We start from the raw sequence: 15,812 nt of genomic DNA, 5'->3' as shown, positions 1-15,812 counted from the left end.
CTTTCTTTGCCAGGACGAAAGAAACTCGCAGCTGTCTTACGCCGCGACCAGCATTTTTTCGATTTCGTTGACGAGATCCCGCAGATGGAATGGCTTGGAAAGCACCTTTGCGTCCTTCGGAGCCTTCGAGTCGGAGTTCAATGCCACTGCAGCAAAGCCGGTGATGAACATGATCTTGAGATCCGGATCGATTTCCGATGCACGGCGAGCAAGCTCGATGCCGTCCATTTCCGGCATGACGATGTCAGTCAGCAGCAGCGAAAACGGTTCTTCGCGCAAGCGGTCATAGGCGCTGGCGCCATTGTCGAAATGCGTGACATGATACCCCGCCTTCTCGAGCGCCTTGACCAGAAAGCGCCGCATATCATTGTCATCTTCTGCAAGAAGGATTCTCTTCATCAGTCCGTCCGAATTATCTAGCGCCGGATCATCCCCATGCCAGCGTCCCATCAATATTCAGAGAACGCTTTTTTGGTAAAGATCGCGTGAATGATTTGGTAGAAATAAGGGCGAACAGCGTAAAAGTCGAGGTGCTCCGCAGGTGATATGCTACCTGCGGTGGAAGTAGCTGACGTACATCAGAAAGATAGTTGCATATCACTCTTGATCAATTCCATCTGCGGTAAACTTGCACTAGAGTGAAGGATATATCGTCCGCCTGTCCCGCAGCAAACTTTGAAGTGAATAATGACCGTCGAGCGCGACTTTCCTGATGATCTGCCCTACGAATTGCGGCAACCGTCCGATCAGCGCATTCCATTTGTTTTCAATTCGCCCCACAGCGGACGATCTTATCCAGAGGCGTTCCTCCAGCAATCTCAACTCGATGCGCAAACGATACGCCGCTCGGAGGACTGTTTCGTCGACCAATTGTTTGCTTCGGCCGTCATGCTTGGTGCACCCTTGATGGCTGCGCATTTCCCGCGGGCCTATCTCGACGTGAACCGGGAACCTTACGAGCTTGACGCCAAGATGTTCCTTGAGCCGTTACCGTCGTACGCCAATGGCAGCTCGGCGCGTGTTGCCGGTGGACTTGGCACCGTCCCGCGTCTTGTCGGTGAGGGCCAGGAAATCTACGCGCATAAGCTGCCGCTCGCCGAGGCGCTGGAGCGAATCAACACGATCTACAAGCCATATCATGCGTTGCTCGGGGATGTGCTTGCAGCCACCCGTGCGCGCTTTGGCTACTGCGTACTTGTGGATTGCCATTCGATGCCTACGGGTATTCGTTTTCCTGAGAGCGGCATGCGGCCCGATTTCATCATTGGTGACCGGTTTGGGACAAGCTGCGCACCGGAACTTGCGAATGCAGCGATCCACCTGCTGCGGGAGATGGGATACCTTGTGGCGCATAACAAACCCTATGCCGGCGGCTATATCACCGAACATTACGGCCGGCCGCTAAAACGCGTTCACGCGCTGCAGATCGAGGTGAATCGCGGCCTTTACCTCAACGAACATAGCTATGAGCCGAAGCCGGGCTTTGATCAGCTGCAGCGCGATATCGGGCTGTTCCTGGCCGATCTCGTTTCGCTGCCGGATTTCTATTTCATCGATACACCGCTGGCCGCGGAATAACGCTTACAGGTGGGGCATTCGTCTTCGAACAAAAAAAGACCGCGCATAAGCGCGGCCCAAGTCTAGGGAGGAAACGCCCAAGGAGGGCATAGACAGGTCGCCCTGTCCATGTATCAATCTATGCTGCGTCGCACAAAAGTCAAGAGAGTTGTATGATTTTTTGTGCATACTTGTAAGATGCCTAAAAATAATGCAAAAAATTGACCGACAAGGCACCCAAATGAGAACGTTTTAATCGCAAGGAGCTATTTTGGTCGTAGAACTTTCCTTTTTGAGGCAGATTGCCGGTGTGGCCGCCGAGCAAACGTTGCCGCGATTCCGTAATATTTCCCTGGTCGACAACAAATACCAGACGGGGTTTGATCCTGTCACCGAAGCTGACAGGGAGGCTGAAAAAGCGATTCGCAGCCTGATTAACACTGCTTGTCCCGAGCATGGTATTCTCGGCGAAGAGTTTGGCGGCGAGAACCTCGATCATTCGCATGTGTGGGTGATCGATCCGATCGACGGGACACGGGCGTTCATTTCCGGCATTCCGGTCTGGGGCACGCTGGCCGGCCTGACCATCAATGGCGATGCGGCGGCGGGGCTGATGGCGCAGCCATTCACCAACGAGCTCTTCATGTGTGACGGCGAAGCTTCCTGGTATGAAGGTCCGGGTGGTGTGCGCCGTCTTGAAACGCGCAAGACCATCCAGCTTTCCGAGGCGACGCTGTTCACCACCACGCCGGCGATGTTCAAGGATGAAAAACGGGCGTCCTATGACCGTGTCGAGCAAAGTGTGCGCCTTGCCCGCTACGGCACCGATTGTTATGCCTATGCCATGCTGGCAGCCGGGTTTGTCGATCTGGTCATTGAAACCGGATTGCATCCCTACGACATCGTCGCGCTCATTCCCATTATAGAGAAGGCAGGCGGCATGATCACGACGTGGGATGGCGGGCCGGCCGAAAGGGCGGGCAGTATCCTTGCCGCTGCGACGCCCGAGCTGCATGCCAAAGCCCTTGATCTGCTCAATCGCTGAGCTCCATTTCCAGAGCTTCACCTCCAGTGCCCGGAATGAAAGCGTCGAAGGCGGCGAAGAATTGCTCGCGGTAGAAATTCTTTTCCTGCAGGATTTCGTGTTTGGCACCATCGACAGTGAGCAATGTGGCGTTCCGCAGTTGCAGCGCATAGCGCTCGATTGCCGGAGTGGACACCACGCTATCCATGCCTGCTGCGATAATGAGCATCGGGATTCGGATCGTTTCAATGAAGTCCGGCCGGCTGACTTTCTTGATGGCCGCTGCGGCCGCAACGATCCAGCTTGCTGTCGGTCCGCCAATGGCAAGTTCGGGAGCTTGTTGGAGAATTTCGCAATTTCGCGAATAGCGCGGAGCATCCGAGGTGACTTCATTGGCGGCAAAGGGCTTTATCGCGAAAGGCCCGCCGAGCATGTAGGTCTTGCCGAGACCGGTTGAGCGCAATGTGTTGGCGGCAAATCTCGCGGCCATCTTTCTGGCACGGCTGCCGGTGATGTCGAGCAGCGGCGCGAGCAATACCATGCGGCGGATGCGGTTGGAGAGGGCTGGCGCGGCCAGAAGAGCGGTCAACGCACCCGCCGAATGAGCAAGGATGTAATAGGGGGCGCGGCAATCGGGCAGGAGAACGGCTTCGAACAGTTGCTCAAGATCTGCTGCGTAATCATCGAAGCTCTTCACAAAGCCCTTGGCCGGATTGCGCAGGAGGCGGCTGGAGGCACCTTGGCCACGCCAGTCGAACGTCGCGACGGTAAAGCCGCGAGCCGCGATGTCACAAATTGTTTCGAAATACTTTTCGATGCACTCATTGCGGCCATGCAGGATGATAACCGTACCCCGGGCAGGATGGGTGCTCGCCGGTGTAATCGCAAAGCGCAGTTCATTGCCGTCCGTGAGAATCAACGAGATCGACGCGTATACCGGGAGGAATGGGGTTGGACGCCGTTTCGGCAAGCGGTCGGATCATTTGAGTTGACTGGTCCTCATCTTGCGCTTGCCGGAAATCAGTCCCTCTCTGATAAAATGCGCCGCTGCAAAGGTCAAACCAGCTCTTGACAAAAAGAATGACCGGAAACTCTGTCGGGAGCTTCCGGTCAGTACGTTCCGGGCGGAAGGGACGTTACACCCGGAACGATTTCGGCCTTTTAACGCAGTACTCAGTAAGCCGGGTTTATTTCGATGCTGAAACCGTTCTGACGCCTGTCACCGTAACGATCACCACCCATGCGGCGGGTTTCGAGGATTTCGCCGCGACGCGATACAACAACCAGTACCGGCGCACCGCGGCGCGAGGTTCTTACGAAATAGCGGCCGCGTTCGAAATTGACATCCCGGACGCGGTAGCCGCGGCGCTCGAGCATGCGGGCCACGTCGCGCGGGCCAAACCGGTCGCGGCGGTCATAACGGCGGTCCTCGCGGTAACCATCCTCATAGTAGCGACGGTCCTGGACCAGATAGCCGTCAGCACCAACGCCGTCCTCCATATAAATCGCAGGCGAACCTTCCCGGTAGTAGCGACCGTCAGCCATTGCCGAAGAGGCAAAGCCGGTGACGAGAAGCGCCGAGGCGGTAAGTGCGAGAACGATTTTCTTCATTTTATTTGGTCCTTTGTGATGTCGGATCGTTGCCAACCTTGAGTGCAGTTATAGATGCGCCGAGGTGAACGTATTCCGAAGATCATGTTCATTTTGCGTTCATCCACAGCGTTGAGACGCCCTCACCCCCCGCGAAATTTCTAGCGTCAAAACACCCTTGAAATACGTGTTCTGTCTAACCAAATAAATTCCGTGACCGCCATACCGGGGTCACTGGTTCACCAGGACTTGCCAGTTAAGGAGTCCTTCCAGAACCAAAACACGCAAACATTGTCGCTCTAAAGGAGGGCTTAACCATGCGTCACGTTGATTTTTCCCCGCTCTACCGTTCAACCGTCGGTTTTGATCGGCTTTTTACCATTCTTGATTCGCTGGCTCAGCCAGAAGGTGCGCAGACCTATCCGCCATACAACATCGAGCGGACCGGCGAGAACACCTACCGGATCACCATGGCTGTTGCCGGGTTCTCGGAGGATGAAATCCAGATCGAGGCCCATCGCAACCAGCTCAAGGTGACTGGTGAAAAGAGCAATGAGAAGACCGACGAAAATGCCGAAACGCTTTACCGCGGTATTGCTTCACGCGCTTTCGAACGCCGCTTCCATCTTGCCGATTTCGTCGAGGTCAGTGGTGCCAGCCTGAAAAACGGCTTGCTCCATATCGATCTCAAGCGCGAAATTCCGGAAGAAATGAAGCCGCGCAAGATTGCAGTCACTTCCCTGTCTGACAAGGAAGCCAAGCAGATCGAAGCGAAAGCTGCCAACTAAGCGATTGGCACGGTAGTCAGAAAAGGGCGGCGCGAAAGCGCCGCTTTTTTCATGCGATCAGTCTGCCAAAGCGATCGATTTCTTCAGCCGAGGTGGCATAGCTCGTGACAAGACGAATGAGCGTTTCATTTGTGCCGACGAGGTGCCGTTCCGAATGCGGTGGCTTCCAATCGTAGAAGATGGCGTTGTTCGCATGGAGTGCCGCGGCCGTTTCTTCTGCCAGAATGGCGAAAACCTCATTAGCGCGTGGCTGCCACGCCAGCCGTAACGAGCTTGATGCGGTGATATGGTTGGCAAGGCGCGCCGCCATTGCATTGGCATGCCTGGCCAGATCAAGCCACAATCCACCGGCAAAGTAAGCTTCGAACTGGGCGGCGATGAATCTGGATTTCGAAAAGAGCTGAGCAGAGCGTTTGCGAATGAACGGCATATCTTGTGCCTTGGCCGGATCCATGAACACCAGAGCCTCAGCACACCAGCAGCCATTCTTGGTTCCGCCAAAAGAGAGAATGTCGACACCCTGGCGCCATGTCATGTCCGCTGGTGAGCATCCAAGAGACACGAGAGCATTGGCAAAACGTGCGCCATCCATGTGAAGCGGCAGTCCGTTTTTTCGGCACAGCGCTGCAACAGCGGCGATTTCGCCGAGTTCGTAGAGCGTGCCTATTTCAGTCGATTGGGTTATCGAAACCCCCATCGGCCGTCCTGCATGCACATCGCCAGACCTGAAGCCTTTGACGGCGGCCTCGAGATTGTCGATGTTCATGCGGCCGATTGGGCCGTCGACCGCTTGGAGACGCGCGCCGGTGAGGAATTCGGGTGCACCGCCCTCGTCTTCAATGATATGGGCGCCGCGATGGGCGAGCGTTACACCACCGGGCCTGGCGATGCTTGCTTGCGCCAGTGAATTGGCGGCAGTGCCGGTCCCCACGAAGAAAACCGCGACTTCCCGTTCGAAAATCTCGTTAAACGTCTGCTCCAAAGCTTTATCGAGAGTGCTCGTGCCATAGGCGCTAGCAAAGCCACTCGCGTGTCTGCTCAGATTCTCTGCAATCTTCGGGTGGGCTCCGGCCCAATTATCGGACGCAAAATGCACGGAATGACCTCGAGGTTCGAATTGACGTCGAAAGCCATACGCCTTTAGCCTGGAGGTGAAAAGGGAACTCGAAAACCTTCTCATGTGGAACCGTCTGTTTTTCTTTGTATTTTTAGCGGAAACCTCCTGTTTCGAAACTTAAGGGATACTTTTGGTACGTTTTGCGCAATGATATTTCGCCTGATGCGGATATTTTTTGCTTTTCCATCTTGTTTGTTTGGAATTATTCTGGCATACGACAATAAGACAGCAATGCTGTCCTAATTTGCGCGAACTTAAAACAAGGATGGTGAGCAAAGCTGCTTCCGTCCTTATAATGGTGACCGCAATCTGCAATCGGAAGATATGCCGCACCAAAGCCGGACTGGAATTATGCTATTCCGTCCCATGAAACTGACCGCCCGCGACGGGCTCTACTGGAGGAATTGACGATGTCGGATTTGACGCCATCTGTAACGACTGAACTCGCTCAGGCCGTGCAGACTCGTGCGGTCAAAACCAATAAATCGTCTGGCATTCCAGTTCGACAAGGCCTGTATGACCCGCGCAACGAGCATGACGCCTGCGGTGTCGGTTTTGTCGCGCATATGAAGGGCGTCAAGTCGCACAAGATCATCGAAGACGGGCTGTTCATGCTCGAAAACCTGACGCATCGCGGTGCTGTCGGCGCCGATCCGCTGATGGGCGATGGTGCGGGTATGCTCGTGCAGATTCCCGACAGCTTTTTCCGTGCGGAATGGGCTGAAAAGGGTGTCGAGCTTCCCCCCGTCAACCATTATGCCGTTGGCTACCTTTTTCATGCCGCAGGACGCCGACGAACGGGCTCATATCGAAACGGTTATTTCCGAAGTGATCGCTTCGGAAGGTCAGTCGCTGATTGGTTTCCGGGATGTTCCCGTCGACAACTCATCACTGTCAAAGGCGCCGCATATCGCGGCAACGGAACCGGTGCACCGGCAGGTGTTCATCGGGCGCAATCCCAACATTGAAACAAACGAGGATTTCGAAGGCAGGCTCTTTGTCTTGCGCAAGGTGATCTCGAACCGCATCTACCAGGAGAACGGCGGCAAGGAGAGCGACTTCTACGTCGTTTCCATGTCTGCGCGGACAATTGTCTACAAGGGCATGTTTCTCGCCTACCAGGTCGGCGCCTATTACAAAGATCTGAAGGATCCGCGTTTCGAGAGCGCAGTCGCGCTCGTGCATCAGCGCTTCTCGACCAACACCTTCCCGTCATGGAAGCTCGCGCATCCTTATCGTATGGTCGCACATAACGGTGAAATCAACACGCTGCGGGGCAACGTCAACTGGATGGCCGCGCGTCAGGCTTCGGTCGATAGCGAATATTTCGGCAACGACATCTCGAAGCTCTGGCCGATTTCCTATGAAGGCCAATCGGATACCGCATGCTTCGACAATGCGTTGGAATTCCTGTTTCAGGGTGGATATTCGCTCGCCCATTCGATGATGATGCTTATCCCGGAAGCATGGTCCGGCAACAAGCTCATGGCCGATGATCGCAAGGCGTTCTATGAATATCACGCCGCGCTCATGGAGCCGTGGGATGGTCCGGCAGCGGTTGCATTTACTGACGGCCGCCAGATCGGCGCGACCCTTGACCGCAACGGTCTGCGCCCGGCACGTTACATTGTCACCGACGACGATTTCGTCATTATGGCATCGGAAGCTGGCGTGCTGCCCGTACCCGAAGCGAAGATCGTCAAGAAGTGGCGGCTCCAGCCCGGCCGAATGCTGTTGATCGACATGGAAAAGGGCGAGATTGTTTCTGATGACACGATCAAGTCCGAGATTGCCAACCGTCACCCCTACAAGCAGTGGCTGAAGAACACGCAGCTGATCCTGGAAGAATTGAATCCGGTGGAGCCGCGTGCTCTGCGTAAGGATGTGAGCCTTCTCGACCGCCAGCAGGCGTTTGGTTACACGCAGGAAGACACGCGCCTGCTGATGTCGCCGATGGCAACGACGGGTCAGGAAGCCATTGGTTCGATGGGCACCGATACGCCGATCTCGGCGATGTCGGACAAGTCGAAGCTGCTTTACACCTATTTCAAGCAGAACTTCGCGCAGGTCACCAACCCGCCGATCGATCCGATCCGCGAGGAACTGGTGATGAGCCTTGTGTCGTTCATCGGTCCGCGCCCGAACATTTTCGACCTGGTGGGCTCGTCCCGTCGCAAGCGGCTGGAAGTGCGCCAGCCGATCCTCACCAATGGCGATCTGGAAAAGATCAGGTCCATTGGCCACACGGAAGACCGGTTCGATACAAAGACGCTGGATACGGCCTATAACGTCGACGAAGGCGCGGCGGGCATGGCCGGTGCGGTCGAACGACTGTGCGACCGTGCGGAAGCGGCGGTGCACGGCGGCTACAACATTATCATCCTTTCCGACCGGCAGGTTGGTCCGGACCGGATTCCGATCCCGGCTCTTCTCGCGACGGCTGCGGTCCACCATCATTTGATCCGCAAGGGTCTGCGTACGTCGGTGGGACTCGTGGTCGAATCGGGTGAGCCGCGTGAAGTGCATCATTTCTGCTGCCTCGCCGGTTATGGCGCCGAAGCGATCAACCCCTATCTCGCCTTCGATACCCTGCTCGACATGCACAAGCGCGGTGAATTTCCACCGGAAGTAGACTCGAAAGAAGTCGTGTCGCGCTACATGAAGTCGATCGGCAAGGGAATCCTGAAGGTCATGTCCAAAATGGGCATTTCCACCTATCAGTCCTATTGCGGCGCGCAGATTTTCGATGCAGTCGGCTTGAAGTCGGCGTTCGTTGACCGGTTCTTCTTCGGTACTGCGACGACGATCGAAGGCGTTGGTCTTGAGGAAGTCGCGGAAGAGACGGTTCGCCGGCACCGGGACGCCTTCAGCAATGATCCGGTCCTTGCCACGACACTCGAAGTTGGCGGTGAATATGCTTACCGCATGCGCGGCGAAGCGCATCTCTGGTCGCCGGATGCCGTTGCGAAACTGCAGCATGCGGTGCGGACGGATTCTCCAAGCACGTTCAAGGAATATTCCGACATGGTGAATAGCCAGTCGGCCCGCGCCAAGACCATTCGAGGTCTGTTCAACATCAAGTTGGCCCCGGATATGGGGCGCAAGCCGGTTTCGATCGATGAGGTCGAGCCTGCCAAGGAAATCGTCAAGCGGTTCTCGACAGGCGCGATGTCGTTCGGCTCCATCAGCCGCGAGGCGCATACAACGCTGGCCGTCGCCATGAACCGGATCGGCGGCAAGTCGAACACAGGCGAAGGTGGCGAGGAGCCGGATCGCTTCTATCCGCTGCCGGATGGCAAGCCGAGATCCTGAGCGGTCGGCGATCAAGCAGGTAGCGTCCGGCCGTTTCGGCGTGACGACGGAATATCTTGTCAACTCCGACATGATGCAGATCAAGGTTGCGCAGGGTGCCAAGCCCGGCGAAGGCGGTCAGCTGCCCGGTCACAAGGTGGATGCAACGGTCGCCAAGACCCGTCACTCGACGCCCGGCGTCGGCCTCATCTCGCCGCCGCCGCACCACGATATCTACTCCATCGAGGACCTGGCGCAGCTCATCTACGATCTGAAGAACGTCAATCCTGAGGCCGATGTCTCGGTGAAGCTTGTCTCGGAAGTCGGTGTCGGCACCGTTGCCGCCGGCGTTGCCAAGGCGCGCGCCGATCACATCACTATCTCCGGATATGATGGCGGAACAGGCGCGTCGCCGCTGACGTCGCTCAAGCATGCCGGCAGCCCGTGGGAAATGGGCCTTGCGGAAACGCAGCAGACGCTTGTGCTCAACGGACTGCGTTCGCGCGTCGCGCTACAGGTCGATGGCGGCTTGCGGACTGGCCGCGATGTCATCATCGGCGCGCTGCTTGGGGCCGACGAGTTCGGTTTCTCCACCGCACCGCTGATTGCCGCCGGTTGCATCATGATGCGCAAGTGTCATCTCAACACCTGCCCCGTCGGCGTCGCAACACAGGATCCTGTCCTGCGCAAGCGCTTCAAGGGCACGCCGGAACACGTCATCAACTTCTTCTTCTATATGGCGGAAGAGGTGCGGCAATTCCTGGCCGAAATGGGCTACACCAAGCTCGAACAGATCGTCGGCAAGACGGAACTGCTCGAGAAGCGTGAGATGATCGACCATTGGAAGGCCAAGGGTCTCGACTTCACCCGCATCTTCCATAAGCCGGAAGCGCCCGAGGAAAAGACCCGGTGGACTGAACGGCAGAACCATCCGATCGTCGATATTCTCGACCGCAAGCTGATCGAGCAGGCCAAGACCGCGCTCGAAAGCAAGATTCCGGTCAAGATCGAGATGGATATCAAGAACGTCGACCGCTCCGCCGGTGCAATGCTATCGGGTGAAGTTGCCAAGCGCTATCGGCATAAGGGCCTGAAAGAGGATACGATCTCGGTCAAGTTCAATGGAACGGCCGGGCAGTCCTTCGGTGCCTTCCTGGCGCGCGGTATCTCGTTCGAACTGATCGGGGATGGTAACGACTATGTCGGCAAGGGCCTTTGTGGCGGTCGCATCGTGATTCGCCCGCCGGAAGAGACGAAGATCGTGCCGGAAGATTCGATCATCGTCGGCAATACGGTACTTTACGGGGCGATCGAGGGCGAAGCCTATTTCCGTGGTGTGGCCGGTGAACGTTTTGCCGTTCGCAACTCTGGTGCCATCGCGGTGGTTGAAGGCACGGGTGACCATGGTTGCGAGTACATGACCGGCGGTGTTGTTGTCGTCATCGGCCAGACCGGCCGCAATTTCGCGGCCGGCATGTCCGGTGGTGTCGCCTATGTGCTTGATGAGGCTGGCGATTTCGCCCAGCGTTGCAACATGGCGATGGTCGAGCTCGAACCAGTGCCCGAAGAGGACGACATCCTTGAAAAGCTGCACCATCACGGTGGCGACCTGGCGCACAAGGGACGTGTGGATGTGTCGGCCAATATGACGCGGCACGACGAAGAGCGTCTTGTGCAGCTCATTTCGAACCACATGCATTATACGGGTTCGGGCCGGGCCAAGGAAATTCTCGACAATTGGGAGAGTTTCCGGCCGAAATTCGTGAAAGTCATGCCGGTCGAATATCGCCGCGCGCTCGAGGATATGGAGCGTATGCGGATGGGAGTCGCAGCCGAATAAGGTCAACGCGCTCCATGCTTCGAGCGTCGTCATGATGCTCGGCATGGGGTCCAATGCTGCCCAAAGCCCCGTGCGGGAATGGGTGGTCCTCCGAGAGGCGAGGGAGCAGATTTATGGGTAAGGTTACAGGTTTTCTAGAGATCGACCGCCAGGTCGGCAAGTATCAGCCGGCTTCTGATCGCATCCGGCACTTCCGGGAATTCACCATTCCCATGTCGGATAGCGAGGTCAAGAAGCAGGCAGCGCGCTGCATGGATTGCGGGATTCCCTTCTGCCATGGGCCGACCGGATGTCCGGTCCACAACCAGATTCCGGACTGGAATGATCTCGTTTACAACGACAACTGGGATGAGGCGATCCGCAACCTGCATTCCACCAATAATTTCCCCGAATTCACTGGCCGCATCTGCCCGGCTCCCTGCGAGGAGGCCTGCACGCTGAACCTGGAGGATGTGCCGGTATCCATCAAGACAGTGGAGCAGGCGATTGCCGACAAGGCCTATGAAAAAGGCTTCATTATTCCGCAGCCTGCCGCATCCAAGACCGGCAAGAACGTGGCGGTGATTGGTTCCGGACCGGCTGGTTTGGCTGCAGCACAGCAACTTGGCCGTGCAGGGCATGAAGTCCACGTGTACGAACGCGAGAGCCGTCCGGGTGGGCTGCTTCGCTATGGGATCCCTGACTTCAAGATGGAGAAGCACTTCATCGATCGCCGCGTTACCCAGATGGAAGGCGAGGGCGTCACGTTCTTCTGCGGGGTCAATGTCGGAATTGACAAGCCGGTTCAAGAGCTTATCGACACCTATGACGCAGTGCTCTACTGCGGCGGGGCAGAGACACCCCGCCCGGCCGGTATCCCCGGCGGCGAGCTCGAGGGCGTGCATGATGCAATGCATTACCTCGTCCAGCAGAACCGGCGCATCGGCCGTGAGAACATCGACTCGGTCGCTTGGCCGAGCGATCCGATCATCGCCTCCGGCAAGCACGTAGTGGTTGTGGGTGGTGGTGATACGGCGTCGGACTGCGTCGGCACGGCGTTCCGTCAGGGCGCGGTGAAGGTCACCCAGCTCGATATTCGCCCACAGCCGCCGGAGAAGGAAGACAAGCTCAGTGTCTGGCCATACTGGGCGACAAAGATGCGCACCTCCTCCTCGCAAGCGGAGGGTGCGGACCGCGAATTCCAAGTGGCAACACTTGAATTCATTGGTGAAAATGGAACCCTGACCCATGTGAAGTGCTGTGAAGTCGATGAGGCACGCAAGCCCATTGCCGGCACCGACTTTTTCATCAAGGCCGATCTCGCCTTTATCGCCATCGGTTTTTCGGGCCCCTTCGAGAACAATATCGTCACGGAACTCTCCGGTTCGCTCGATATGCGGGCTGATCGCCGTGGTAACCGTTCGGTTGCAGCGGATGACAAGGATTATCGCACCAGTGTCGACAAGCTCTACACGGCCGGTGACGTCCGTCGCGGGCAATCTCTCGTTGTCTGGGCGATCCGCGAAGGCCGGCAGGCAGCCCATTCCATTGATGCGGCATTGATGGGTTCTTCGGTTCTGCCGCGGTAGCATTTCAACCAGGCACGTCCAAAATTCTCGTGCCGGTTGAGAATCTTGCGCCAGATTCGCCGATTCCTGGGCGGTTCTCGGGTGCTTTTCTGTGTAATTCGATGAGCTTTCCCAAAACGCATTCGTGCTTTCGCTTTTTCTTCGCAACAGGATTGTCGCACTGCCGCGATGGTTTGTGCGAAATCGCGGGATCGTAATTTGCTCGATGCAACCAAGGCGAGTTTCCCGGTGTAGAAACTGCTCAAAAAGAATCTTCAGCATTATTTGGTAGAATATTAGGCAATTTGCGACTTATGGCTAATTGACCTGAACTCTCACAGTTGCGCATAGGGCTCTCTTTTCGAATTTGAGAGCACCAATGATTTTCAGACTTTTGTTGCTAGTGGCCCTTTTGGGGCTCTCCGCCTGTAATGGCGCGGACACAAACTCTCCACAGACTGACGCCGACACATCGGACAGCACATTCGCCTTGGCCACGGCAAGGGACGATCTGGCCACGGTCAATGCCACGATTGCGGAGTCGGAACGGAATCGGGCGCAGCTGGAGGCCGAACGGGTGGCCGCGCAAACGGCGCTGGACGATCTGAAGGCGGCACACGCAAAGGAAATCGCCGCGGTTAAAACGGCGCTGGAAGACCTTGCTGTCGAGCTCGAGTCCAAGACCGAGGCATTGCAAACGGCGCGGCAGGAATTCGACGACCTGACCCGGGAAGATCCGGCCAATCCCGGCGCGCTCAAGCAGGCGCGGGATGCGCTCGCCATCCTCAAGGAGATGAAAACACGCCTGGCTCGATCAAGGAGGCGGTGAAGAAGCGTAACGACGCACAAGCCGAGCTTGCCACTCTTATGGCAGAGGCAAACACGCCAGGCTCGATCGCCGAGGCGAAGGCCAAACTTGATAAAGCTCAGGCCGATCTCGACGATCTGACCCGGGAAGACCCGGCCAATCCCGGCGCGCTCAAGAGGGCGCGGGATGCGCTCGCCATCCTCGATGGGGATGAGTTCATACCCGGTTCGATCAAGGCGGCACAGGTCAAACTCAAAAAAGCCCGGGACGAGCTTGCCATTCTCAACGGGGATGCTGACACGCCCGGTTTGATTGCAGCGGCGCAGAAAAGACTGGACGATCTAATCCGCACCGACAAGGACAACCCGGGCGAGATCGCCAAGGCGCAGAAACTGCTCGCAGATATCAATGCGAAACTCGCCGCGCTCGGCAAGGCAGCGAAACTGATGGCGGACGGCAAGCCGCAAGAGGCCGCCAAGGGGCTCGAGGATGCGGGATTCACCCAGGAAGCCATTGATGTGCTGAAGGGGGCGGGCCTCTTCAATGAAGCCGCGGATATGCTTAAAGCAGTTGGCAGGGCCCAAGAGGCATTGAAAATGCTGACGGATGCCGGCCTCTTCAAGGAAGCTGCCGCAATGCTCAAGGCAGACGGAAAGATGCCGGAAGCGGTCGAGCTGCTGAAAGGGGCCGGGCTGGACGCAGATGCATATGCGTTGTTCGCCCCGGAAGAATACAGGTTTATCGCAAACGACAATCCCGATCCTTCATCACCGCAGGTGAACGGGAGACCATCGGTCATGCGGCACAGTATAACCGTCCACAAGGGTGCCAGCGACGAAAAGACACTCTGGTACACGGCGTCCGCCGGGCACCTCATTGCCTATGGACCGAAGGATGTTACCGGCACAAAAAAACCCGAAGCGGCAATGTTCTATGTGTCCTATACGCGCGATGATCTGCCAAGAGACAAGCGTCCTGTGACATTCTTTGTTAATGGTGGTCCGGGAGCGGCCACAATCTATTTGCACATGGCGGCGTACGGGCCAAAACGGGTCAAGATCGACGCACCCAATTTGCCCATGCAAGCGAAAGATTTCAATTTTCCGGTCATCGACAATGACGAAACCTTGCTGGATCAAAGTGACCTTGTTTTCGTCGATATGGTCGGCACCGGGTATTCAACCGCGATCCAGCCGCTCAAGGACGAGGATTTCTTCGATGTCACCAGGGATGCTGAGATATTTCGTGATTTTGTGACCAGTTATTCCAACAAAAACAACCGGCAAAGCTCGCCCAAATATGTCTATGGCGAATCCTATGGAGGTGCACGCGTCGCAAAGGCTTCGGCGCTTCTGGAGCAAGCGGGAACAAGCAACTTCGATGCTGACCCATCGGGCAAGCCGCCGATCATATTATCCGGGATCATTCTCAATTCACCGCTTTTGTCGGGTGATAGCTGTTCGCGGTTTGGAGCCGTATTTACGACGCTGCCCTTGTGCACTTTGGGTTTCCCGACCCAGGCCTTGGTTACGGACTATTTTCAGGCCACATATTCCAAAGAGCCCGACGAGCGCTGGAGCAAAACGAAGGGCTTCGATACGCTCACGGACGACGGCCTTGATAGATATGTCGACTACATCCGAAATTTTCATGCCAATACATATATCCCCATGTTCAAGAAGCTGTTTCCGCTGTTCACTGAAACGGTTGACAGCAAGAAAGTACTCAAGGAAATACAGGGGATACTGGCAATTCCGGATTTGAGATGGTCTAGTGTAAGCTTGGCAATATCGAGACTATTTTTGCCAAAAAAAGACAGCAAATACGGCATTTTTGATGCACGCATGATCGGTACTGATTACGATCCTGACTATTTTGATAGCGAGGTGCTCGGTAACGCCCTCAAGGATCATCTGCCAAATTCTGTCAATTATGTTCCTCGCACAAGCCCGGACTATGCCGTCGTGTGCAACCGATGCAAATGGGACTATGAGATGAGCCAATTGGGCGGTGTTACCGATCTGGCCGCGGTGTTGAAAACCGATCCGAAACTGAAAATACTGGCGCTGCTTGGCTATTACGACAATGCGGTGTGGTTCTACCAAGTGGAATCACAGTTGAAGATCGCCAAACTGGACACAGACAAACGCGTTACGGTCAAGAGATCTCGCCAGCGGACATATGACTTATTATACAGAAGCCGCCAGAGGTCCCCTGAAAAAAGCACTCGATGAATTTTATGCACCAGCT

At 56.3% G+C, this 15,812-nt stretch carries 10 protein-coding genes and 1 pseudogene; 7 read left to right on the top strand and 4 right to left on the bottom strand.

Annotation, left to right across the window (positions count from 1 at the left end):
• Positions 1 to 36: 36 nt before the first annotated feature.
• Positions 37 to 399, bottom strand: a complete 363-nt coding sequence (gene cpdR, locus N8E89_RS03770; protein WP_027229490.1) for a cell cycle two-component system response regulator CpdR — start codon at positions 397 to 399, stop codon at positions 37 to 39.
• A gap of 288 nt (positions 400 to 687) precedes the next feature.
• Here cpdR and N8E89_RS03765 point away from each other — a divergent pair, with 288 nt between their 5' ends.
• Together N8E89_RS03765 and hisN are read left to right on the top strand one after the other, a co-directional pair.
• Complete coding sequence (locus tag N8E89_RS03765; RefSeq protein WP_262261184.1) at positions 688 to 1,578, top strand: N-formylglutamate amidohydrolase; 891 nt, start codon at positions 688 to 690, stop codon at positions 1,576 to 1,578.
• Positions 1,579 to 1,828: 250 nt separating this feature from the next.
• A complete protein-coding gene (hisN, locus tag N8E89_RS03760; protein WP_262261183.1) occupies positions 1,829 to 2,602 on the top strand; it encodes a histidinol-phosphatase in 774 nt (257 codons plus the stop codon).
• Here the strand turns inward: hisN and N8E89_RS03755 are convergent.
• Positions 2,592 to 3,551: an alpha/beta fold hydrolase gene (locus N8E89_RS03755; protein WP_262261182.1), complete on the bottom strand. Its 960-nt coding sequence runs from the start codon at positions 3,549 to 3,551 to the stop codon at positions 2,592 to 2,594. The two genes, hisN and N8E89_RS03755, sit on opposite strands and share 11 nt — an antisense overlap.
• A gap of 203 nt (positions 3,552 to 3,754) precedes the next feature.
• Positions 3,755 to 4,192: an antifreeze protein gene (locus N8E89_RS03750; protein WP_106664187.1), complete on the bottom strand. Its 438-nt coding sequence runs from the start codon at positions 4,190 to 4,192 to the stop codon at positions 3,755 to 3,757.
• Between the two features lie 296 nt (positions 4,193 to 4,488).
• On the opposite strand from N8E89_RS03750, the gene N8E89_RS03745 reads away from it, so the two are divergent.
• Positions 4,489 to 4,959: an Hsp20 family protein gene (locus tag N8E89_RS03745; protein WP_106664186.1), complete on the top strand. Its 471-nt coding sequence runs from the start codon at positions 4,489 to 4,491 to the stop codon at positions 4,957 to 4,959.
• A gap of 49 nt (positions 4,960 to 5,008) precedes the next feature.
• Here N8E89_RS03745 and N8E89_RS03740 read toward each other — a convergent pair whose 3' ends face one another.
• Positions 5,009 to 6,055, bottom strand: coding sequence for a threonine aldolase family protein (locus N8E89_RS03740; RefSeq protein ID WP_106664185.1), 1,047 nt, complete (start codon positions 6,053 to 6,055; stop codon positions 5,009 to 5,011).
• Positions 6,056 to 6,486: 431 nt separating this feature from the next.
• Here N8E89_RS03740 and gltB point away from each other — a divergent pair.
• The 4 genes and pseudogenes from gltB to N8E89_RS03710 all read left to right on the top strand — a co-directional run bounded on the left by gltB (position 6,487) and on the right by N8E89_RS03710 (position 15,796).
• Positions 6,487 to 11,207 (top strand): annotated as a pseudogene (gltB, locus tag N8E89_RS29240) (glutamate synthase large subunit).
• A gap of 113 nt (positions 11,208 to 11,320) precedes the next feature.
• Positions 11,321 to 12,775, top strand: a complete 1,455-nt coding sequence (locus tag N8E89_RS03720) for a glutamate synthase subunit beta (protein ID WP_113173917.1) — start codon at positions 11,321 to 11,323, stop codon at positions 12,773 to 12,775.
• A 358-nt stretch (positions 12,776 to 13,133) separates the two neighbouring features.
• On the top strand, positions 13,134 to 13,583 hold the full coding sequence (locus N8E89_RS03715) for a hypothetical protein (protein ID WP_262261179.1): 450 nt from the start codon (positions 13,134 to 13,136) through the stop codon (positions 13,581 to 13,583).
• Positions 13,580 to 15,796: a S10 family serine carboxypeptidase-like protein gene (locus N8E89_RS03710; RefSeq protein ID WP_262261178.1), complete on the top strand. Its 2,217-nt coding sequence runs from the start codon at positions 13,580 to 13,582 to the stop codon at positions 15,794 to 15,796. The genes N8E89_RS03715 and N8E89_RS03710 overlap by 4 nt, the downstream gene beginning before the upstream one ends.
• The last annotated feature ends 16 nt before the right edge of the window (positions 15,797 to 15,812 follow it).

Origin of the sequence: Phyllobacterium sp. A18/5-2 (assembly GCF_025452215.1) — a bacterium.
GTDB classification, from domain to species: Bacteria; Pseudomonadota; Alphaproteobacteria; order Rhizobiales; family Rhizobiaceae; genus Phyllobacterium; species Phyllobacterium sophorae.
The sequence above is the reverse complement of the archived record's forward strand: the minus strand, read 5'-3'. Positions and strand labels throughout refer to the sequence as shown.